Genomic DNA, 22,018 nt, shown 5'->3' on the forward strand with positions numbered 1-22,018 from the left:
GGAGGAAAGGACGCTCTGTCCCGGTCGGTACGTCTGTCGGGAGTCGGTTTTCGGGTCTGCGATTCAGCGCCCGCCGTTGACCCACTTCGCGACCCGGCGGACGACGGGGCGGGGCGTCACCCGGCCCAGAAGGTCCACGACCCGCATCGCACGGCTCGGCACCACGACCGTCTCGCCCGCCATCAGCCCTTCGTAGGCCGCCTCGGCGACGGCCTCGGGCGTGTTCGACGTGAGGCTCCCGACCGCCGAGTCGCCCATCCCCGCCCGGTCCTGAAACTCGGTGTCGACGGGGCCGGGACACAGCAGGGTCACGGCCACCTCGTCGCGCAACTCCGCGGCGATGGCCTCGGTGAAACTGTTGACGTAGGCCTTGCTGGCGTAGTACCCCGCGAGGTTCGGTCCGGGCTGGAACCCGGCGACGGACCCGACGTTCAGCACCTTCCCGCCGCCGTCGAACTCGTCGAGGAAGAGGCGAGTGAGTTCGACGGGGAGGACGACGTTCAGGCGCAACTGGGTGCGCTCGGCGTCGAGGTCGCTGTCGGCGAACGGGCCGTACGTGCCGACGCCGACGTTGTTGACGAGGACGTCGACGTCTACGCCGCGGTCGGTGACCGTCTCGTGGAGGTCTTCGGCCGCCGACGCGCGGTCGAGGTCCATCGCGACCGTCTCGGCGGTCACCCCCTCGCGTTCGAGGCCGGCGGCCAGCGATTCGAGACGGTCCTCGCGCCGGGCCACCAGCACCACGTCGTGGCCGTGGCCGGCGAACTCGCGGGCCAACGCCTCGCCGATGCCGGCCGACGCGCCCGTAATCAGGGCCGTCCCGCGCTCGGTCATCGTGTCTGGTACCACTCGGCGAACTTCGCTAGCGCCCGGCCCCGGTGGGAGACGGCGTTCTTCTCCTCGGTGCTCATCTCGGCGAAGGTGGCCCCGTCGTGTTCGAAGATGGGGTCGAACCCGAACCCGCCGTCGCCCCGCGGTGCGACGAGTTCCCCGGGTACTCGCCCCTCGAACAACTTGACCGGGAGCGTCTCCTCGCCGCCCGCGACCTGTTCGTCGGTGGTCGCGGCCCCCCGTTCGTCGCTCGCGAGGTCCTGTCCCCGGCGTTCGTCACGGTCGACTGTGTTCGCGGCATCCGCCGCTCGCCCGTCCGGCGGGCTCTCCTCGCGGTCGACCCCGCCCGGGTCCGGCGTCGCCGCGAACGCCTCGCCGTCACAGTAGGCGATGACCGTCTTGAACGCCGCCGCGTGGTCGTCCTCGGGTTCGGTCATGCGCCAGACGCGTTCGACGCCGACGGCGTCCTCGACGTACGAGGAGTACGGACCGGGGAAGCCGTCGAAGGCGTCGATGAACAGACCGGCGTCGTCGACGATGACCGGACCGTCGGCGGCGCGGTAGGCCGCCCGTGCACCGTGGGCCGCCACCGCCCCGAGGTCGTCGGCCTGTATCTCGGGGTAGTCGAAGTCGAACTGGACCACTTCGTCGTCCAGATACTCGGTCGCCTCCCGGACCTTCCCGGGGTTGGTCGTCACGAAGTTGAGCATACCGGCACAGGGGCGGGCGGCGGCAAAAGAGGCGTCGGTCCGTCCTACGGCTGCTGTGTACCGCTGCCGTCTCAGTCGACGACGACTTCGACGGGTTCGTCCTCGCTCTCCTCGTCCTCGAAGCCCTCGGACCCGCTGTTGCGTTCGAGGTAGAGCATGGCGCCAGCCACGAGGAGGACGACCCACGACCGCCAGTTGGCGAGGTTCAGCGTGTAGCCGATACCGAACGGTTTCTCGACGAGCATCCCGTCACCGGGCTGCCAGTACGAGGAGACTAACCGCTTGAGGCTCGGTCGTTCGAAGTTGTACGGCACGCCGAACAGGGTTCCTGACTGGGGTTTGTCTGCCATACCCACCTGTACACGTGCCGACGTTAAGTCAGTTGCCCACCTGCGGTTCTGGTCGGCGGGGTCGACGGCGTGTGCCACCCGCCGCGCTCACTCCGCGGCCGTCAGGTACACGGCGAGTATCGCGAGACCGATGCCGGCGGCCTTCCGCGCGGTGAGCGACTCCTCCAGAAACAGGATACCGACGACGGAACTGGTCGCGATGAACATCCCGAAGATGGGGACGACGACGCTGACCGGGCCAGCCGCCAGCGCCCGGTAGTACGCGATGATGCCGACGGTCAGCGCGACGCCCGCGCCGTAGGCGTACATCGCGTCCTCGTGGGTGAGATACTTCGCTACCGAGAGGTCGTTGGCGGCGACGATGCCGGCGGCGGCGACGATGAGTATCCCGTTGGAAATCACGACCACCACGTCACTGGGTATCTCGGCCGTCGCCAGTTTCGCCAGCGGCGGCACGAGCGTGTACCCGAGGAGTGCGAGCACCGCCCACGCGATGTAGTTCATACGCCGGGTGACGGCCGGGAGGGCCGTGTGCGTTCCGGTTACTGGTACCGGCCGCGCCCCTCGATGTCGGCGAGGCTGGCGAAGACCGACTCGGCGTGGTCGCTCTCGTCGCGGTAGGCGTCCTCGGCGGCGGCCAGTAGCCTTTCGGGGTCGTCGGCGGTGCCCGCGAGCGACTGGGCGAGGACGTGGAGGTCCATCGCGTGGTCCTCCGGTTCGTCGGTGTAGTAGCCCAGTCCGAAGTCGATGAGAAACGACCGGGGACCGTCGCCGCCGGATGCCGCGACGCGCACGTTCCGCGTCGTCGGGTCCCCGTGGACGAACCCCGCGTCGTGGATGCGCGCGAGGTGGCGACCGACGGCGGCCACGCTGTCGACGGTCAGCGCCTCCCGCAGGTCGGCGTCGCCGACCCGCTGGAACACGAGGCGGGACTCGTCGGGGTCGGTGTCCAACACCAGCGGCGTCGGGACGCCGTGCCGACGGGCCTCGCTCGTGAGGCGGGCCTCCTGCCGGGTGCGCTCGATTCGAAGGCGCTCGTCCAGCGCCGGGTGTCGGTAGCTTCGCGGGACTCGGTTCTTGACGACGCGGTCGGCCTCGATGCTGACCGTCGCCTCGGCGCCCTGCACCTCGGTCTCCGTCTCGACGGCCCGGTCGACGGACTCCTCGGGGCCGCGCCACGACACCGCGACCTCGTCGGGCCGGAAGTTCGAGTCGACGCCCGACTCCTCGATAGCGAGTGTGTCGCCGGCGGCGTACATCTTCGCGCCGAGGACGGCTATCATCCCGGCGTTGTCCCGCAGGAAGCGGTTCTCGGGGGCGAAGAAGTCGGCACCGCGTTGCTCGCACATCTCGCGGAGCATCCGCTGGAGGCGGTCGTTCTGGGCGACGCCGCCGCCCAGCACCAGTTCGTCGGCGCCGGTCAGCGACAGCGCTCGCTCCGAGACTTCGGTCAGCATGGCGAAGATGGTCTCCTCCAAGCCGCGACAGACGTCGTCTATCGGCACGCCGTCGTCGGAGGCCTGCTTCGCGGCGCTCATGATGCCCGAGAAGGAGAAGTCCATCCCCTTGACGACGTACGGGAGCGGGTGGAAATCACCTTCCCGGGCGTGCCGTTCGACCTTCGGACCGCCGGGGTGTTGCCAGCCCACGTGGCGGGTGAACTTGTCGATGGCGTTGCCGACGCCGGTGTCCATCGTCTCGCCGAGCACGCGGTAGCGGCCGTTCCGGTAGCCCAGCACGTGTGCGTTCGCGCCGGAGGCGTTCAGACACACCGGCGACTCGAACCCGGAGCGGTGGCGGCCGACTTCGAGGTGGGCCACCATGTGGTTGACGCCCACGAGGGCGACGTCGAACCGCTGGGCGACGGCGCGAGCGGCGGTGCCGACGATGCGGAGACAGGGGCCCAGACCCGGCCCGCGGGAGAAGGCCACTGCGTCTATCGGCGGGCCGGACTCGCCGGCGTCGGCCGCTCGCTCCCGGGCGTGGTCGATGGCCGTCTGGACCACCTCGGGGACGGCCTCGCCCATGTGTTCGGCGGCCTCGCGCGGGTGGATGCCGCCGCTCTCCGGTTGGTAGGCGTCGCTCTCGACGAAGACGTGTTCGTCGTCGGTGGCTCGGGCGGGGCTATCCGTTTCGAACACCGCAGCACTAGCTGCCCACGCGGTACCTTCGATACCGAGAACGCGCATGTGGTGGCCTTACTTCCACTCGGTGTAGCCGCACTTGCCGCAGTGCTTGCGGTCGTCGTGGTCGGCCAGCACCGTGTCGCCACATCGGGGGCAGTTCTCCTTGACCAGTTCGCCGTCCTCGTAGTACTCGTTCCGGGCCATCTATGCTTCCTCCGCCTCTTCCTCGCCGTCGGCGACAATCTTGTTGCGCTCGAGCATGTGGTCCTGTTCGACGTCGCGGGCGTACTCGGGGCTGTCGTAGACCTTCGCGTAGCCGACCGTCTTGCGCATGCCGAACTTCGTGTCGAGTTCGTGGATGACGACTTCCTCGGCGTCCTTGTTCAGCGTCGCCGCGAGGGAGTCACGCACAGAGAGACGGGACGGCGTCGCTTCGTCGTGGACGACCTCGAACCGGACGTCCGTTCGGTGCAACATGGGATTCGTTTCTTCCTCGATGATGTCGATATCCATGGTTCGTTGTCCATAGATTCCCGCCGAAGCGCCTAAAAGGATTTCGAAGCCGCAACTACCGGTTCTCGGGGCTGTCGCTGGTGCGCAGTTCGCACGGCTACGCCTGTAGCTGTGCCAGTAGCCGCGAGAGGTGGATGCGCTCGTTGGCCGCGTCGGTCAGCGCCACGTCCGTCTCGCCGGCCAGTCGATGCACTTCGGCGAGCCGCTGGCCGGAGTATCGCGACCGGGCGACGTCGAGCAGTTCCTCCAGCACGTCGTCCGCCCCGTACCCCTCGTCGACCAGCAGGTCGTCGAGCGTCGAGCGCGCGTCCGAGAAGCGCCCCTCCTCGGCGGCCTCGACCATGTCTTCGACCGCGTCGTCGGCCTCGACGCCGGCCAGCACTTCGTAGGCTGTCTCCATCGTCACCTCGCCGGCCTCCTCGTAGGTGGTCTGAGCGGCGAGGATGGCCTGTCGTAAGTCGCCCTCGGCGTAGCCGGCGACGTACTCCAGTCCGTCGTCGTCGTGGTCGGCGCCCTCGGCGGTGACGACGTCTCGGAGCACGGAGACCGTCTCCTCGTGGGTCGGCGCTCGCATCACGACGGGGAAACAGCGCGAGCGGATGGGTGGAATCAGCGCCGAGGGTTGGCGGGTGGCGATGACGAACTGCGTCGCCTCGTAGTACTGTTCCATCACCCGGCGCAGGGCCTGCTGGAAGTCCTCGCGCATCCCCTCGGCGTTGTCCAGCAGGATGGTCTTGTAGGTGCCCGACATCGGCGAGTAGCTGGCCGACTCCTTGAGGACGTGGTTGATGAGGTCGGCCTTCGAGGACTCCCGGCGGCGCTTGCTGTCGATGAACGAGGAGAACCGGGGGTCGTTCGCGACTTCCTTCTTCGTCATGTCGAACACGTCGGCGACGTTGAGTTCGGTGAAGTCGGCGTCGGGGTTGTCGTGGACCGTCTCGGCGAACGCCCGGACGGCGGCCGTCTTGCCGGCCCCCTTCGGCCCGTGGACCAGCAGGTTCATCGGCTCCTCGACGGCGCCCTGTAAGTGCTCGCGAGCCTTCGGCTGTGGTACGTCTTCGAGTGCCGGCGCGTGGGTCTCGGTCCACAACGGGGCGTCCATCTGTCGCCCGTGGGTAGGCGAGGCCGCGACAAGTATCCCGCGGTTGCGCGGGCCGCGACAGCGCGGTCCGCGACGGAACGGAGAACAGAGTGTGGGGTGTCGGCCGGTGGCCGGTCTACAGCAACGTGCGTACCCGCCGCGTCACCGTTTCACTACTGGTGGTTTCAGGGTCCTCGGTCACCGGCGAGACGGCGCGTCCCTCGCCGCCCGCCAAGGGCACGACTAGCTCGACTGCGGCCCCGCCCAGCGACGACTCGCGGACCCGGATTTCGCCGCCGTACTGCCTGACCACCGAGGCCGTGAGGAACAGACCGAGACCGTCACCATCGCTCTCCAGGCCGCGCTGGTTGGCCTCGAACACGCGCCCGCGGGCGGCCTCCGGGATGCCGGGGCCGTCGTCGGCGACGGTCACCACCGCCGACTCGTCGCTCACCGTCGCACGAACGACCACCGTCGGTCGCTCGCCGTCGTTGTGCTCGACGGCGTTCTCGACGACGTTCCACAGCGCCCGGCCGAGGAGGTCGTTCGCCCGAACCGTACACTCCGGCACCGATTCGAGGGCCACCGCCGCCTGGGGGAACCGCTCGCGGGCGTCGGCGACGCAGGGTTCGAGGACCGCCGGCAAGGGCCGGGAGTCGAGGTCGGTCTCCTCGGTCAGCGTCCGGGTTATCCGCCCGATTTCCTCGACGGTGTCGACCATCCGGTCGGTCCTGTCGAGGACCGTCGTGGCCCACTGTTCGGGGTCGTCCTCGGTTCGCGACGCGAGCAGTTCGGCCCGCCCGCGGACGACGGTGAGGCCGTTGAGCAGTTGGTGGCGCAGCGTCCGATTCAGCAGTTCGTTGGCGTCCCGCTGGCGTTCGAGCAGTTCCTGCTCGACCCGGGCCTGCGTGGCCCGCTCTGCGGACTGGCGGGCCTGCACGCTGTAGACGCCGACGAGCAGACCGAACAGGCCGCCGGCGATGACCTCGGTCAGCAGGCGGACGCCCACCGGGACCGTCGCTTGGCCGACGGCACGCAGGAGGACGGGCCAGAGGCCGAGGCAGGCCATCACCACCAGTCCGCCGGTGAACCACCGGAGGACCGTGTCGGCGTCCTCGAACGCGTCGGCCCGACGCAGACGGAGACCCTGCCAGACCGCGACGCTGACGAACGCCGTCGGCAGCATGATGTCCAGCAGGGCGTACGCCGGCGTCGTCACCTGCACCCAGACGACGGCCGTCAGCGCCCCCAGCGCCATCAGACTCACCGTCGGCACCCACCACTCGCGCACCGCTTGCGTCCATCCCCGGGTCCCACCCCCTACCATCTCACTCAAATGTCATTGAGCTATGGTAAATACGTTGTGCCGGTCTCACGAGCGGACACCGCGTCGCTTCGCGGACCGCTCACCTCGTTTGACCCTCGCTACCGCTCACGGGCCACTCCGTTCGCCGTTCGCGCTCAGAGGGTCTTCGCTCGGCTCAGACCCTCGCTACCGCTCGAACAACTCCTCGAACACCTTCTGCTGGGCCGCCCGGAGGTGCTGGTGGTACGTCGGCCTGGAGATGCCCATCGCGGTGGCGAGTTCGTCGCCGTCGACCTCCCGGGGCCACTCGAAGAACCCGCCGAGGAAGGCCGTTCGGAGCGCCGTCTCCTGTCGGTCGGTGAACCGCTCGGCCAGCGACGCCCGGAACTCCTGTTGGGTCTGAACCGGACGCTCGTGTTCGTGGTACCCGACGAGGTCGGTGCCGTCGTAGTTGTCCTCGACCAGCGAGAACACCTCGCGGGCCTCCGTCTCGTAGGGGAGTTCGATGGCGTACCGCGTGACGCCGTTCTCGCTGGCGATGGTCTTCGGGACCGCGCCGTGGTCGACCAGCGTCGCCAGCAGCGACTCCCCGACCGTGACGTCGAACAGGGCGCTGCCCTCGTGTTCGGCGACGCAGGTGGCGTCGACGACCGCCTCGTCGCTCGTCATCGCGTCGAGGACCGTCTCCGTGTCGCTACCCTCGACGGTGAGGTACAGTCGCAGCGACCCGTCGTCCTGCGTGACCGCCCCGGCCGAGGTGAACGTCGCGCCCGTCGACGCCGACAGGCGACTCAGGAGGAGCGCCCGGTCGTCCACGGTGAACTCCAGTTCGACCACCTTGTCGGCGGAGAGAATCTTCCCGCTCTCGATGGCGTTGATGGCGTTGGCGACGGCCCGTCCCAGCGCCTCCAGAACGACCTGTTCCCGGTCGTCGAAGGCACCGGGTTCGTCGGCACAGACGTACAGGACGCCGTAAGTCGAGTCCGTGTAGGAGAGCGGAATCGCCATCACCGAGGCGACGCCGGCCTCGCGGGCGCGCTCGGCCCACTCGCCGTCGACGTCGTCGAGGTCGTCGAGTATCTCTGTCGTGTGGTCTGTGAAAGCGGTGCTGCCGGGCGCGCCGTCGGCTATCGGCACGTCGATGTCCGCCATCGCTATCGGGGCCTCGCCGGCCCACTGACTCGGGGTCAGGCGACTCCCGCGGACGTCGGGACGGCCCACCCACGCGAACGTGTAGGGGTCCGTCGCCGCCAGTTGCTCGCAGACGCCGGCCTCGACGGCCTCGCGGGTGGTGGCCTCGACCAGCACCTCGACGGTGTTCTCGATGAGGCCGTTGATGCGGTCGAGGATGGTGGCGATGCGCTCGCGGGTCTCTCTGACCTCCTGTTCGCGCTTGGCGCGGTTGCACGCGGCGGCGGCGTTGGTCGCGAGCAGTGCGACGACCTGCCGGTCGATGTCGTCGAACGCGTCGGAGTCCATCGACAGGACGCTCAGGGTGCCGTGCACGCCGATTGGGAAGTACAGGCCCGACCCGACGGACGTCCCGCCGTCGTCGAGGTCGTGCGGGTCGCTCAGGGTGGCGGCCTCCCCCGACGCGAACACCTCGCCGGGTCGCCCCTCGTCGAGGGCGTACACCGGGCGCTCGCCCAGTCGCTCGACCACCGCGTCGGTCGTCGCCGCTGGCCGGAGCACTCGCTCGTCGGCGTCGTACAGGCGGACGACGGCCATGTCGAGTCCGAGGACCTGTTCTGCGGCACCGGCGACGATGGTGGCGACTTCCTCCCGGCTGGGGGCCTGCATCAGCGCCCGAGACGTCTCTTGCAGGGCCGAGAGCATCTCCTCGCGGCGCTTCCGCTCGGTGATGTCCCGGATGACGCCCGCCGTCCCGCGAAACTCCCCCTCGGGCCCGTACAGCACCGTCATGTGGTCCTCGCACGGTATCGTCTCGCCCGTCGCGCGTCGGAGTTCCAGTTCGAACGTGGTTCCCACGTCGTCCGCCCCGTCTGCGGAGAGCAACGCCGCGAGTTTCGACTCGGCGAGTTCGACCGTCTCCCGGTCCTTGATGACCGCCGTGTGCTCGCCGAGCAGTTCGTCGACGCCGTAGCCCGTCAGTTCGGCCATCGCGTCGTTGACGAAGACGAACCGCCCCTCGTCGTCGAGCGCGTAGACGCCGTCGTCCAGGGCCTCGATGACCTCGCCGTGCCGGTCGAACCCGCCAGTCTCGTTCCCCAGCGATGCCGTCTCGGTGGTCGCTACTGCCCGCTCGATGCGGTGGGCGAGGACGGCGTACTGCTCGTCGGTCCCGCGCTGGACGTAGTCCGTCGCGCCGTCGGCCAACACGCCGCCGACGACGTCGGCCGGTCCGCTCCCGAAAACCACGAGCGGGAACCCCGGGCGCTCACGACGTAGTGACTCCGCTAGCGGCGTCAACTCGGTGCCCTGATTCACCACGCAGTCGACGTCTCCGACCGAGGCCGCGGACGTCTCGGCGGCGGCCGTCACCGGTTCGAACTGCTCGCCCACCCGCTCCAACTCCCGCGCCGTCGCCGCGACGTCCGCCTCGTCCTCCCCGCAGACGAGGACGGCTAACCCGCTATCCATACCTAACTGGTTAGTAAGTCCAGCACAAGAAGGTGTAGGGTCCCGCGCGGCTACGCGGGTTCGTTCCGGAGGACATCACTCATCTCCGGGTGACACCGGGCACAGAGCCACTCGATTCTCCGATGGGTCATCGTCTCCGTCGGCCGCCGGTGTTTCCAGACGTGTACCGCGTCTTCCTTGCAGTAGTCACACTCTGCCATTGTCACACATTGTCGTGTGTGTCGGTGTGGCATAAAGGCTCCGTGTAGTCGTGTTTAATGCAGTAAAGTTGTACTATCGCGCATTTTCGAGCCGCTAATTAGGCGAACGTACGAAAGCGTACCAAAAGATACGCTGTGCTATCGGTGGGTCGTTTCGAAGAACGGACGCCGACCGGGAGTGAACGAACACACCGGGTTCGCGAACTACGGGCGGCGAACGACGACAGGGAGTGCGCCGGCCGGGAATTGAACCCGGGCTATTGGCTTGGGAAGCCAATGTCCTACCACTGGACCACCGGCGCAGGGCACTCACTCAAATCTTCTACGACCGTCGCACTTGAACGTAGCGCTTCCGGCGGGCGACGCAGGACTGGACACCGGTCCCGAGGGCCGTCCGTTCGCTGGACGCACGTCCGAAAATACCGCGCGGATGGATGGCTATTTGTTCGATTAGGCCTACCGATACGTATGGCCGAAGCCGACAGCGTCGTGCGGGCGGAGTCCCCGCTCGACCTCACATTCTCGGAGGCCGAACTGGAGGCACATCGCGAGCACATCACCGAGTTCGTCGCCGACCAACTCGACGCCGCCGGGGTCGACCGGGCGGTCATCGGTCTCTCCGGAGGTATCGACAGCACGCTCACCAGCCACCTCGCAGTCGAGGCACTCGGTCCCGACGCCGTCCACGGCCTCGTGATGCCCAGCGAGGTCAACCGGGCCGACAACATGAGCGACGCCGAACGGGTCGCCGACGAACTGCTGGGCATCGAGTACGACGTCGTCGAAATCAACCCGCTGGTCGACGCGTTCCTCGACGCCTACCCCGACGCCGAGGGCGACCAGATGGCCGTGGGCAACCTCCGCGTGCGCTGTCGGGCCGTACTGAACTACCTCGTCGCAAACCACGAGGCGGCCCTCGTGTTGGGGACCGGCAACCGGAGCGAAGCGCTGGTGGGCTACTACACGAAGTACGGCGACGGTGCCGTCGACTGCCACCCCATCGCGCCGCTGTACAAACAGCAGGTGCGCCAGTTGGCGAGACACGTCGGCGTGCCCGACGCCCTCGTCGATAAGACCCCGAGCGCGGAGATGTGGAGCGGGCAGACCGACGCCGCGGAGATGGGGATGGACTACGACACGCTGGACTCGATTCTCGCCTTGCACGTCGACGGCGGCGTCCCGAAGGCCGCCACCGCTGACCACATCGGGGTCCCCGAATCGGTCGTCGACCGGGTCCGCGAGATGTACGAGGCGAGCGCGCACAAGCGCGCGATGCCACCGGGCCCGGACCCGCTGTACTGACCGCTCCGTGGTCCTGCGACCGTCTTCGCCGGCCTCGCCACCCTGCTTTATTGCGCTGCCGACCGTTTGTCGGGTATGACGCGCCGCGCGAACTACGCCCGCTGTACCTTCCAGCAGCACCTCGGCCCGGACGCAGACTCGCTCGACGTCCCGTGGGCCGAGTTCTCCGGCGACAGCACCGACCCGGTCACCTTCGAGGTGCCCACGGACGTCCCGGCCGAACCGTACATCGAGATGCAAGTGTACGACGTCGACGCGTTCTCCCACGAAATCTGTCTCAACGACCGTCCTCTCTCGGGATTCGACATCCCGCCGTGTACCGGGTGGCAGTACTGGATGGACACCGTCGGCGACGACCAACTCCGGCCCGGCGAGAACACCCTGCAGTTCGAACGAGACAGGGAGACCACCGACGCCTTCGTCGTCGGCACCGCCGTCGTCCACTGGACGGAGCCGGTGGAGTAGGTATATAAATCTCCCACTCGACCCGCTGGGCGATGTGCCACTCTGTCACACGATACTGCCACGTATCGGTCGCAGTGGGGTGGTTTGAGCGCTGCTCGGTGGTTCCCTCGCCGAGCCATCGCTCGCGCCTAACCCGTACTTTTATATAGAACCACATGCAATCTTTCGGCTGACTATGAGCCAGCGTCAGATGCAGGGCCAGCCGATGATAATTCTCGGTGAGGACGCCCAGCGGATGAAGGACAAGTCCGCACAGGAGCACAACATCTCGGCCGCCCGCGCGGTCGCCGAGTCCGTACGCTCGACACTCGGACCGAAGGGGATGGACAAGATGCTCGTCTCCTCGATGGGCGACGTCACGGTCACGAACGACGGCGTCACCATCCTCACGGAGATGGACATCGACAACCCGACGGCCTCGATGATCGTCGAGGTCGCCGAGACCCAGGAGGACGAGGCCGGTGACGGCACCACCTCCGCCGTCGCCATCGCCGGCGAACTCCTGAAGAACGCCGAGGACCTCCTCGACCAGGACATCCACCCGTCGGCCATCATCAAGGGCTTCGACATGGCCGCCAAGGAGGCCAAGAAGGAGATTCACGACATCGCCACCGACGTCGACCCCGACGACGAGGAACTCCTGAAGAAGGTCGCCGAGACGTCGATGACCGGCAAGGGCGCGGAACTCAACAAGGAACTGCTCGCCCAGATTATCGTCGACGCGGTCAACGCGGTCACCGTCGAGGCCGACGACGGGAGCGTCGTCGCCGACCTCGAGTACCTCAACATCGAGACCCAGACCGGTAGCTCCGCCGGCAACTCCGAACTGCTCGAAGGAGCCGTCGTCGACAAGGACCCGGTCCACGAGGAGATGCCGTCCTCGGTCGACGACGCGAAGGTCCTCCTGATGGACACGGCCATCGAACTCGAGGAGACCGAAGTCGACGCACAGCTCTCCGTCGACGACCCCAGCCAGCTCCAGAACTTCCTCGACAAGGAGGAACAGCAGCTCAAGGACCTCGTCGACAAGGTCGAGGCCACCGGCGCCAACGTCCTGTTCTGCCAGAAGAACATCGACGACATGGCCCAGCACTACCTCGCCCAGAAGGGCATCCTCGCGGTCAAGCGGGCCAAGAAGTCCGACATCGAGTTCCTGAAGGAGGTCCTCGGCGCGAGCATCGTCTCGGACCTCGACTCCGCCAGCGAGGACGACCTCGGTCACGGCTCCGTCTCCCGCGACGAGAACGAGGGGCTGTTCTACGTCGAGGGCGGCGAGGACGCCCACGGCGTCACGCTCCTCCTCCGTGGCTCCACCGACCACGTCGTCGACGAACTCGAACGCGGCGTCACGGACGCGCTGGACGTCGTCGCCTCCACCGTCGCCAACGGCGCGGTGCTGGGCGGCGGCGGCGCACCCGAAATCGAGGTCGCCGCCCGCCTGCGCGACTACGCAGACGGCGTCGAGGGCCGCGAACAGCTCGCCGTCGAGGCGTTCGCCGACGCGCTCGAAATCATCCCGCGCACGCTCGCGGAGAACGCCGGCCTCGACTCCATCGACACGCTGGTCGACCTGCGCGCCGCCCACGAGGACGGCGACGTCAGCGCCGGCCTGAACGTCTTCACCGGCGACGTCGAGAACACCCTCGACACCGGCGTCGTCGAACCGGCCCACGCGAAGACGCAGGCCGTCTCCTCGGCTGCAGAGGCCGCGAACCTCGTGCTCAAAATCGACGACATCATCGCCGCGGGCGACCTCTCGACCTCCGGTGACGGAGACGAGGGTGGCCCCGGCGGCCCCGGTGGCGCCCCCGGCGGCATGGGCGGCATGGGTGGCATGGGCGGCGCGATGTAAGCGAGGTTCCGTAGGAACCTCGACAGCGAACGGGCGTAGCCCGTGAGATAAGGCCACGTTTTGCAACTCCCTCGGGCGGCAAAGCCGCCCGCCGTCGTGCAAAAACGTGGGGAAAACCGCGGCTGAACCGGCGCGCTTCGTGCGCCGGATGCTCACTGCGGTCCGCTTCTGCGATACTTCGTCGTCGGTAGCTCACAGCACGAAAAACACGCCTGCACCGACTAGCCCGCCACCCAGAATCAGGTACATCGCGTCCACGTCCCGCGTGAAGAGGACGAACGTCGCCATCGCGAGGGCCGCCCGGAACGGGTCGACGCCGGCCACGCCCACCGGAGACCCGGTGACGACGGCGAAGGCGTCGACGGCGAGCGTCACCGTCGCGCCGACGATGGCGCCGACGACAGCGGCGTTGACGCCGTACAGCGCGGCCTGCACTGTCTCGTCGTCTCGGACGCGGGCGACGTAGGGGAACGCGCCGGTGATGAAGAGGAAGGAGGGCGCAAACGCACCGAGCATGGCGACGAACGCGCCCAACACGGCCCATCCCACCGACCCGTAGGCGTCGAGCATGAGTTTGTAGCCGACGAACGCCGTGGTCATCACCACGGGGCCGGGCGTCAACTGACCGATGGCGATGCCGTCGACGAACTGCGTGGCGGTGAGCCACCCGAAGACGCCGACGACGTACGTCTCGATGAACGGGATGAGGACGAGGCCGCCGCCGAAGATAAAGGACCCCGTGTACAGCATGAACAGGAACAGTTTCACCCAGAGGTTGCCCCAGACGGCGGCGAACGGGCCGGTGAGCGCGGCCGGGACCGGGAGCGCGTCGCCCAGCAGAGCCGCCACCCGGCCCCGGAGCGCGTAGAGCGTGCCGACTGCGACGGCGGCCCCCGTCCCCACCGAGACGCGCCGCCAGTTCGCCCGGACCCACTCGGATCGGAACAGGGCGACGGCGACGGCCCCGGCGACTGCGAACTCGACGACGGGGTTCGGGTTCACGAGGACGGTGGCGACGAGAGCGCCCGCGAGCAGTCCGAACAGGCGGAGGTCTATCGCCCACTCGTCGCCGCCGAGCGCGAACGTGAGGTCGGACCGACCCGCCTTCAGCGAACTCCGCCCCATCGAGAAGGCAGCGCCGGCGATGAGGCCGATGACGACCGGGTTCACGCCGTAGAAGAACGCCTGTACCGACGGGAGTTGCCCGAACGCGAAGTAGACGTACGAGAGCGCGACGACGATGAGGAACGTGGGGGCCATGAACGTCGCGCCGGCGACGAGCGCCCCCAGATTGCCGCCGCGGACCCACCCCATGAAGATGCCCAGTTGGGTCGAGGCCGGTCCCGGGAGCATGTTGCAGATGGCCAGCCCCTCCATGAACGTCGACTCGTCGGTCCACTCGCCGACGAGTTCGTCCTCCATCATCGCGATGTGGACCAGCGGCCCGCCGAACCCGACCAGCCCCAGTTTCAGGAAGAAGCGGGCGATGCCGACGAGTCGCGACCGAGTGGCAGACCCCTTGTACTCGCTCGCGGTGTCCGCCGTGGCGTCGGTGGTCGCGGAGTCGCCGGCCATGCGAGAGGCGACGGGGCATCGGACCAAAAAATCACGTCCACGGAGCGGTCCGGAGCGGGCAGTAAACGTCCGGACTACGACTCGGTGACGGTCCCCGGGGAACACGCAAGCAACGTCGAGGACGCCGTCGACGTAATCGGTCCCACGCCGGGGACTCTGACTCGGTGACCGGAACTGTTGCAGTCGAACCAGTTCCGCCCGACGTCGACCGTCGTCCGCCGGCCGTCGGCGGGGACGTGAATCTCGACGGCGTAGGCCGCCGGTGTGAGCAGTTCGAACCGGCGCGCGACGCCGGCGGCGTACTCGTCACGTCGCTCCAGCGACGGGCCGTGGTCTGGCGCTCGCACGTCGACGGCTATCTCACGGGCGGTCGACCCGGCGTTCCACACCACCACGTCGTGGGGCCGGTTGTCGTCCGGGTTCTCGACGCCGTCACGCGTCCCGACCGCTATCGTCTCGACGACTCGCGTGGGAGCGGAGGCGTCGTCGGTTTCGGTGGACTGCTCGGCGGTCGATGGCGACGTGAGCGTCGCTTCGGTGGGTTCGGTCCCGGTTCGGTCTGGCTGTGGTCCGTCCGAGGCGGCACTGTCGAGCGGCGAGACACAGCCGGCACCGAACGCGGTACTCAGGAGGGCGAGATACGACCGGCGCTTCATACTCTGTGCTGTCTGTCGAACGGAAAGTACTTCGTGGTCACTCGAACGGTCGCCGAGCGACTGGCGCGTGTCGAGGTGCGTCGGGGCCGGCCACGCTACGGGTGTCGGTGCCGAGACTGTCCGACCGACCTTGCGTGTGCCACGGTAACGAGCAACAATTGCCGCAGTCTGTGAGCGGCCAGGAGAGCGAAGTCGTCGGGAGGGGGTCGCTCGACGGTCCGGATTCGGCGCTGTAAATGACGGCCCACTCGTACTTCGGCTCGAAGCGGTTCGCTTGCGGACACACGGCGCGTTCGGCTTCGTTATCGTAAACTCTCGCGCGCAGGGTCTCACGTCACCTCGCCGACGGCTACGTCTTGCCCTGTATCGCCGTTCCCGAGGTGGAGACGCGACTGGAGGTGGGGGCGACGGTGCAGGCCGACCTCGTCCCGAACCCCTGGAAGTAGCTCACTCGTCGCGGTCCGGCGTCGTCGTCCCGACGTCGCTGTACCGCATCGACTCGGTGACGTGGAGCGTCGTCCCGTTCCGGACGACGGTGTACTGCGTCCCGTAGCCGTAGACGAGGCCGCTGGGGCCGACGAGGGAGGTGAAGCGCACGTCGCCGACTCGCTCGACGGGGACCACCGGGAACTGCGAGCGGTCGGCCGCTCCGTCGGTGACGACGCGGTACACCGGCGCGCGGTAGGTCTGCACGACCTCCTCGCTGGTCCGCGTGACGGCGGTGACGTTCACGCCGGAAAACAGCGCGGCGACCCGACCGTTGTACGTCGGGTCGAAGAACAGCGCCGCCCGCGGTGGGAGCGGCGGTGCGCCGATGCCGCGGCCGTCGGCGACGACTTCCCGACGGGTCGTCCCGTTCACCGTCGTCCACTGGACCGCTCGCCCGTCCGCCCAGCGCGTGCGAACCTCCGTCGGCGGGACGCTCGCACCGGTGAGCGTGCGCGTGGCGACGTACTCGCGGTAGTTCCGACCGAACTCGCCGGTTGTGACCTGCCGTAGGCGGACGGTGCCGTTCGCCGTTTCGACGGTGCGGGTGTGCCGGAGGGTGTAGGAGACGTTCGCGAGCGTCGTCACGTGGGCCTGTGCGAGCGCCCGCGTGTCGGTAACGCCCGCCTCGGTGAGGCCGGGGGCGACGGGTGCGGGCGGTTCCGCGGGGACCGGTGCGGGCGTCACCGCTCCGCCGACTGACTGGTCCCCCGAACCGACGAGGCCGGCACACCCTGTGGTGAGGAGACACAGCGCCAGTACCGCCACGGCGGCCCCCCGGTGCATGCGACGACGCACGCACTGTGGACGGATAACGACTCGGGCTAACCGAAGTTCCTTCGTAGGAAGACACTCGGACAGTATAAGTGCCGCGACGTGCCACGTTTTCGCATGCAGACCCTGCTGCTCGGTCCCGACGACGTGGCGGAGCACGCCGACCTGCCCGCGGTCATCGACGCCGTCTCGGCGGCGTTCGCGGCCGACGCCCGCGGCGACACCATCATGCCCGCGAAGTCCTACATCGACCTCCCGGAGTACAACGGCGACTTCCGCTCGATGCCGGCGTACGTCCACGCCGGCGAGTGGGACGCGGCCGCCGTCAAGTGGGTCAACGTCCACCCGGACAACCCCGCCGACCACGGCCTCCCGACGGTTCTGGGGACGCTCATCTACTCGGACCCCGAGACGGCCTTCCCGCTGGCGGTGATGGACGGCACCGTGCTGACGCGCCTGCGGACCGGCGCGGCGGCGGCCGTCGCCACCGACCACCTCGCCGTTCCCGACGCCGACTCGCTCGGTCTGGTCGGGGCCGGCGTCCAGTCGTACACCCAGTTGGAGGCCATCGCCACCGTCCGGGACGTCGAGACGGTGGTCATCGCCGACCGGGACCCGGAGAAACAGCAGGCGTTCGTCGACCACTTCGCCGACCGCTTCGCGGTCCGAGCGGGGTCTATCGAGGAGGCCGCCGGTTGCGACGTGCTCTCGACGATAACGCCGGTCGAGTCACCAATCGTCGACCGGTCGTGGCTGGGCGAGCGCACGCACGTCAACGCCATCGGGGCCGACGCCGCCGGCAAGCACGAACACGCCGACCAGACCCTGCTCGACGCGAAACTCGTCATCGACGACTTCGAGCAGTGTACCCACTCCGGAGAGATCAACGTCCCGTGGAGCGAGGGTGTCCTCTCGGACGAGGACGTCTACGGCGAACTCGGTCCCATCGTCGCCGGCGAGGTTCCCGGCCGCGAACCCGGGGACGGCCTCACCGTCTTCGACTCGACCGGACTCGCTATTCAGGACGTGGCGGCCGCTCACGTCGCCTATCGGGGCGCACACGCCGCGGGCGACGGCCTGGCGTTCGGACTGGTCGGCACCGAGACGACCTAACTGGGCGTCAGCGCCTCGGTCACCTTCGAGATGAGCCAGACGATGAGGATGAAGGGCAACAGCGGCATCAACAGGACCAACAGGCCGAGGAACATCCCCCACCCGATTGCGTCCATGCTCTCGTCGCGGTGGGTGCCGGTGAGGGGCGTGACGGTCCGAAGCGGTTCGGGCAGGATGGAGTCCGTGGACTCGTCGGCGTCGGCTGCCATACTTTAGGGTACGTCGGGCGCGAACATAAGGCTACGCCCGGGGGACAGGTAGGCGTCCCGATGGCTCCAGCGCCGTCTCGAGGGTCCCGTGAAGGGAAAGGTATAGCACCGTCCGTGTCCGAAATCACGGTATCATGACCACGACTGGCGAGGAACGCGAGCGTGGGTTCGACCACACCGCTATCGAACCCCGCTGGCAGGCGGCGTGGGACGACGCCGACGTGTTCCGCATCGACGACGACGCCGAGGACCCCGAGTACGTGCTGGCGATGTTTCCCTACACCTCGGGTAGTCTCCACATGGGACACGTCCGGAACTACACCATCACCGACGCCTTCGCCCGCTTCGAGCGGATGCGCGGCGAGGACGTCCTGCACCCGATGGGGTGGGACTCCTTCGGCCTGCCCGCCGAGAACGCCGCCGAGGAACGGGACACCAACCCCCGCGACTGGACGATGAAGTGCATCGACTCGATGAAAGAGCAGTTGACCGAGATGGGCTTCGGCTACGACTGGGAGCGGGAGGTCACCACCTGCGAACCGGAGTACTACCGGTGGAACCAGTGGCTGTTCAAGCGGTTCCGCGAGGCAGGCCTCGTCGAGCGACAGGGTGCGGAACTGAACTGGTGTCCGTCCTGTGAGACGGTGCTGGCCGACGAACAGGTCGAGGGCGAGGACGAACTCTGCTGGCGCTGTGACACCCCCATCGAGCACCGCGAGATGGACCAGTGGTTCTTCACCATCACCGACTACGCCGAGGAACTGCTGGAGGCGCTCGACGACCTCGACGGGTGGCCCAACAACGTCCGGGAGATGCAGCGCAACTGGATAGGCAAACAGGAGGGTGCGAGCGTCGCCTTCGAGATTCCCGGCTACGGCGAGGTGGACATCTTCACGACCCGACTGGACACCATCCACGGGGCGACCTACTTCTCGCTGGCCCCCGGCCACCCTGTCGCACAGGAAATCGCCGAGGACGACGAGGACGTGGCGGAGTACATCGAGATGGCCGAACAGGCCGACGAGGACGACCTCGACGTGACCTCCGGCGTGTTCACCGGCGAGTACGCCGTCAACCCCGCCACCGGCGAGGAGATTCCGGTCTACGTCGCCGACTACGTCCTGACCGACGTGGGGACCGGTGCCCTCTACGCGGTGCCGGCCCACGACGACCGGGACCACGAGTTCGCCGAGGCCCACGACGTCCCCATCAAACAGGTCGTCGAACCCGGTCCCGAGGCCGAGGTGGACGCCGACGACATCGACGTTCAGGAGGAGGCCTACACCGAGGACGGTCTGCTGGTCAACAGCGGCAAGTACGACGGCCTCCACAGCGAGGACGCCCGCGACGAGTTCGTCGACGTGTTCGACGGCGAGCATCGGACCGAGTACAACCTCCGGGACTGGGGCATCTCCCGCCAGCGCTACTGGGGCACGCCCATCCCGATGATTCACTGCGACGACTGTGGCTACGTCGAAGTCCCCGACGGGGACCTGCCGGTGGAACTGCCGGAGTTCGTCCACACCACCGGCAATCCGCTGGACGCCGCCGAAGAGTGGAAGCACGTCGAGTGCCCCTCCTGTGGCGGCGAGGCGACCCGCGAGACGGACACGATGGACACGTTCGTCGACTCCTCGTGGTACTTCCTGCGCTACACCTCGCCGGACCTCGCGGACGCCCCCTTCGACACCGAGCGTGCGTCCGACTGGATGCCGGTCGACCAGTACGTCGGCGGCATCGAACACGCCGTGATGCACCTGCTGTACGCCCGGTTCTTCACGAAGGTCGTGAACGACCTCGACATGCTCGACGGCGTCCGCGAGCCGTTCTCGAACCTGACGAATCAGGGGATGGTGCTGGGCGAGGACGGCCACAAGATGTCCAAGAGCCGCGGCAACGGCGTCTCGCCACAGCGCATCATCGAGGAGTACGGGGCCGACACCGCCCGCCTGTTCATCATGGAGGCCGCCCAACCGGAGAAGGAACTGGCCTGGAGTGCCGAGGAGGTCCAGTCGGCCCACTCCTTCCTCCAGAACGTCTACACGCTGGCCGAGGAGTACGCGGACGGTGCGGTCGAAACCGGTGAGGGGAGCGAGGCGCAGAGCGCCTCGAACGCGAGCGGTGGAACCGCGAGCACGGACATCGCCGACTACGTCGCTCGGGAAATCGACGCCACGGCGGCCCGCGCCACCGAGGAGTACGAGCAGTTCCGCTTCAACCACGCCCTGCAGGCGGTGCGCGAGATGGTATCGCTCCTCCGTCGCTACGAGGACGCGACCACGCCGGACGCCGACGTCCTCGAACGGGGCATCACCACCGCCGCGAAACTGCTCGCGCCCGTCGCGCCCCACGTCGGCGAGGAGATTTGGGAGCGCCTCGACCGGGACGGCCTGATGGCCGAGGCCGACTGGCCCAGCGCCGAGGCGCCCGAGGACTACGCCGTCGCCCGCCGTCTGGTCGAGAACACCCGCGAGGACGTCCGGGACATCGTCGACACCGTCGGCATCGAGGACCCCCAGACCATCACGCTCGCCGTCGCGCCCGAGTGGAAGCACCGGGTCGTGGACGTCGCCCGGGAGGCCGACCGGGTCGTCCCCGCGGTGATGCAGAACGAGGAGTTACAGCAGTACGGCGAGGCCGCCGCCGACTTCGCGAAGGACCTCGCGGGCCGCGCCCAGTACGACGAGACGCTCTCGCCCGCGGACGAACTGGCGGCCCTCGAACGGGCGGCGTGGCTCATCGAACGCGAGTTCGACGCCGAGGTGGTCGTCCGCTCGGCCGAGGACGCCGACGACAGTCTGGCGAGGAAGGCCGAACCCGGTCGCCCCGCCATCGACATCGAGGCGTAATCCGGGCGCTCGCGGCGTTACTGTTCTGCGGTATCGAGGAGGCCCGCCTCGCCGAGGTCGCGCAACACGTCGGTCGCGTGGCCGTCCGGGCGGACGCCCTCGTAGACGCCGACGACCCGATTCTGCGCGACGACGAACGTCGTCCGGCGGGTTCGACCGTCGACGAGGTCGACGTCGAACGCCGCCGCTATCTTCCCTCGCGGGTCGGCCAAGAGGTCGAACCCGAGGTCGTGGGCCTCGGCGAACTCGCAGTGACTGTCCACGTCGTCGGTGGAGACGCCGTAGACGTCGACGCCCGCGCCGGCGTACTGTTCGTGGCGGTCGTCGAACTGTTTGGCTTCGGTGGTACACCCCGGCGTGTCGTCTTTCGGGTAGAAGTAGACGACCGTCGGCGCCGCGAAGTCCGGGCGCACACGGTCGCCGTGTTGGTTCTCGGCCACGACGTCCGGCACGGCGGTTCCCGGTTCGAGGACCATCTCAGTTCACCGGGATGTCCGTGCCCTCGTCGTCCTCGTCGACGGCGACCTTCGGGAGTGTGACCGTGAGGACGCCGTCGTCGTAGGTGGCGCTGGTCCCGTCTTCGTCGACGGCCTCCGGGAGTCGAATCGTCCGACTGGCGGACTGGCGGCGGCGCTCCCGCTGGACGTAGTGGCCCTCGGTGGTCTCTGTGGACTCGCTGTGGTCGGCGCTGATAGTGAGTTTCCGCTCCTCGACCAACTGGACGTCTATCTCCTCGCTGTCGAATCCGGGGAGGTCGGCGCGGACGACGAACGAGTCGCCGGCGTCGACGACGTCCGTCGGGACGGTGTCGAGGTCCACCCCGAACTGCTCGCTCAGCGTGTCGAACGCGCGCTCTAACTCCGCGAGTGGGTCACGGTCGCTCATGGGTGGGGGTACGACCCTGACGGACTTAACTCTAAAACGGAATGTCCGTGCAGGTGGGACGATGCGAGCGGTGGCCGGTGGGTGCCACCCCATCGCCGTCGCCTGCCGTTCCGTCTCGCTCGCGCTCGAACCGC

The 22,018-nt window shown here is 68.2% G+C and carries 22 protein-coding genes and 1 tRNA gene; 5 read left to right on the forward strand and 18 right to left on the reverse strand.

Going from position 1 to position 22,018, the window contains the following annotated elements:
- Positions 1-63: 63 nt before the first annotated feature.
- The 12 genes from Hhyl6_RS09715 to Hhyl6_RS09770 form a co-directional block, all read right to left on the reverse strand.
- Positions 64-834 (reverse strand): SDR family NAD(P)-dependent oxidoreductase, encoded by a 771-nt coding sequence (locus Hhyl6_RS09715; RefSeq protein ID WP_483739001.1) that lies wholly within the window; start codon positions 832-834, stop codon positions 64-66.
- Positions 831-1,541: a non-canonical purine NTP pyrophosphatase gene (locus Hhyl6_RS09720; RefSeq protein WP_483739002.1), complete on the reverse strand. Its 711-nt coding sequence runs from the start codon at positions 1,539-1,541 to the stop codon at positions 831-833. The genes Hhyl6_RS09715 and Hhyl6_RS09720 overlap by 4 nt, the downstream gene beginning before the upstream one ends.
- Positions 1,542-1,612: 71 nt before the next feature.
- On the reverse strand, positions 1,613-1,891 hold the full coding sequence (locus Hhyl6_RS09725) for a DUF5808 domain-containing protein (RefSeq protein ID WP_483739003.1): 279 nt from the start codon (positions 1,889-1,891) through the stop codon (positions 1,613-1,615).
- Between the two features lie 87 nt (positions 1,892-1,978).
- Complete coding sequence (locus Hhyl6_RS09730; protein WP_483739004.1) at positions 1,979-2,395, reverse strand: EamA family transporter; 417 nt, start codon at positions 2,393-2,395, stop codon at positions 1,979-1,981.
- A 38-nt stretch (positions 2,396-2,433) separates the two neighbouring features.
- The gene (locus tag Hhyl6_RS09735) at positions 2,434-4,080 is read right to left on the reverse strand and encodes a bifunctional N(6)-L-threonylcarbamoyladenine synthase/serine/threonine protein kinase (RefSeq protein ID WP_483739005.1); all 1,647 of its coding nucleotides are present in this window, start codon (positions 4,078-4,080) and stop codon (positions 2,434-2,436) included.
- Between the two features lie 9 nt (positions 4,081-4,089).
- The gene (locus Hhyl6_RS09740) at positions 4,090-4,221 is read right to left on the reverse strand and encodes a 30S ribosomal protein S27ae (RefSeq protein WP_135303338.1); all 132 of its coding nucleotides are present in this window, start codon (positions 4,219-4,221) and stop codon (positions 4,090-4,092) included.
- Positions 4,222-4,530 (reverse strand): 30S ribosomal protein S24e, encoded by a 309-nt coding sequence (locus Hhyl6_RS09745; protein WP_166967012.1) that lies wholly within the window; start codon positions 4,528-4,530, stop codon positions 4,222-4,224.
- Between the two features lie 97 nt (positions 4,531-4,627).
- Entirely contained in the window at positions 4,628-5,632 is a 1,005-nt protein-coding gene (locus Hhyl6_RS09750; protein WP_483739006.1) for an AAA family ATPase, read from the reverse strand.
- 115 nt (positions 5,633-5,747) lie between these two features.
- Entirely contained in the window at positions 5,748-6,938 is a 1,191-nt protein-coding gene (locus Hhyl6_RS09755; protein WP_483739007.1) for an ATP-binding protein, read from the reverse strand.
- A 165-nt stretch (positions 6,939-7,103) separates the two neighbouring features.
- Positions 7,104-9,518, reverse strand: a complete 2,415-nt coding sequence (locus Hhyl6_RS09760) for a bacterio-opsin activator domain-containing protein (protein ID WP_483739008.1) — start codon at positions 9,516-9,518, stop codon at positions 7,104-7,106.
- A 50-nt stretch (positions 9,519-9,568) separates the two neighbouring features.
- Positions 9,569-9,718: a hypothetical protein gene (locus Hhyl6_RS09765; RefSeq protein WP_483739009.1), complete on the reverse strand. Its 150-nt coding sequence runs from the start codon at positions 9,716-9,718 to the stop codon at positions 9,569-9,571.
- 231 nt (positions 9,719-9,949) lie between these two features.
- Positions 9,950-10,020, reverse strand: a tRNA-Gly gene (locus Hhyl6_RS09770).
- Between the two features lie 166 nt (positions 10,021-10,186).
- Between Hhyl6_RS09770 and Hhyl6_RS09775 the strand changes: the two genes are divergently transcribed.
- From Hhyl6_RS09775 to thsB, 3 genes are all read left to right on the forward strand, one after another.
- Complete coding sequence (locus tag Hhyl6_RS09775; RefSeq protein WP_483739010.1) at positions 10,187-11,020, forward strand: NAD+ synthase; 834 nt, start codon at positions 10,187-10,189, stop codon at positions 11,018-11,020.
- Positions 11,021-11,095: 75 nt separating this feature from the next.
- A complete protein-coding gene (locus Hhyl6_RS09780; protein ID WP_483739011.1) occupies positions 11,096-11,485 on the forward strand; it encodes a DUF7383 domain-containing protein in 390 nt (129 codons plus the stop codon).
- A gap of 175 nt (positions 11,486-11,660) precedes the next feature.
- Positions 11,661-13,337 (forward strand): thermosome subunit beta, encoded by a 1,677-nt coding sequence (gene thsB, locus Hhyl6_RS09785; RefSeq protein WP_483739012.1) that lies wholly within the window; start codon positions 11,661-11,663, stop codon positions 13,335-13,337.
- A 192-nt stretch (positions 13,338-13,529) separates the two neighbouring features.
- Here the strand turns inward: thsB and chrA are convergent, their stop codons facing one another.
- From chrA to Hhyl6_RS09800, 3 genes are all read right to left on the reverse strand, one after another.
- A complete protein-coding gene (gene chrA / locus Hhyl6_RS09790; RefSeq protein WP_483739013.1) occupies positions 13,530-14,912 on the reverse strand; it encodes a chromate efflux transporter in 1,383 nt (460 codons plus the stop codon).
- 74 nt (positions 14,913-14,986) lie between these two features.
- Positions 14,987-15,568: a hypothetical protein gene (locus Hhyl6_RS09795; RefSeq protein WP_483739014.1), complete on the reverse strand. Its 582-nt coding sequence runs from the start codon at positions 15,566-15,568 to the stop codon at positions 14,987-14,989.
- A gap of 447 nt (positions 15,569-16,015) precedes the next feature.
- A complete protein-coding gene (locus Hhyl6_RS09800) occupies positions 16,016-16,840 on the reverse strand; it encodes a hypothetical protein (RefSeq protein WP_483739015.1) in 825 nt (274 codons plus the stop codon).
- Between the two features lie 105 nt (positions 16,841-16,945).
- Here Hhyl6_RS09800 and Hhyl6_RS09805 point away from each other — a divergent pair, with 105 nt between their 5' ends.
- Entirely contained in the window at positions 16,946-17,941 is a 996-nt protein-coding gene (locus Hhyl6_RS09805; RefSeq protein WP_483739016.1) for an ornithine cyclodeaminase family protein, read from the forward strand.
- Here Hhyl6_RS09805 and Hhyl6_RS09810 read toward each other — a convergent pair.
- Positions 17,938-18,150, reverse strand: a complete 213-nt coding sequence (locus Hhyl6_RS09810) for a DUF7535 family protein (RefSeq protein ID WP_483739017.1) — start codon at positions 18,148-18,150, stop codon at positions 17,938-17,940. The genes Hhyl6_RS09805 and Hhyl6_RS09810 overlap by 4 nt on opposite strands.
- Positions 18,151-18,284: 134 nt before the next feature.
- Between Hhyl6_RS09810 and leuS the strand changes: the two genes are divergently transcribed.
- Positions 18,285-20,999 carry a leucine--tRNA ligase gene (gene leuS / locus Hhyl6_RS09815; protein ID WP_483739018.1) on the forward strand — a complete coding sequence of 905 codons (2,715 nt, stop codon included), beginning with the start codon at positions 18,285-18,287 and terminating at the stop codon, positions 20,997-20,999.
- Positions 21,000-21,016: 17 nt separating this feature from the next.
- Here the strand turns inward: leuS and Hhyl6_RS09820 are convergent, their stop codons facing one another.
- Positions 21,017-21,475: a peroxiredoxin gene (locus Hhyl6_RS09820; protein WP_483739019.1), complete on the reverse strand. Its 459-nt coding sequence runs from the start codon at positions 21,473-21,475 to the stop codon at positions 21,017-21,019.
- 1 nt (position 21,476) lies between these two features.
- Positions 21,477-21,884: an Hsp20/alpha crystallin family protein gene (locus Hhyl6_RS09825; protein WP_483739020.1), complete on the reverse strand. Its 408-nt coding sequence runs from the start codon at positions 21,882-21,884 to the stop codon at positions 21,477-21,479.
- Positions 21,885-22,018: the final 134 nt, after the last annotated feature.

It is taken from the genome of Haloarcula sp. H-hyl6, assembly GCF_056934455.1.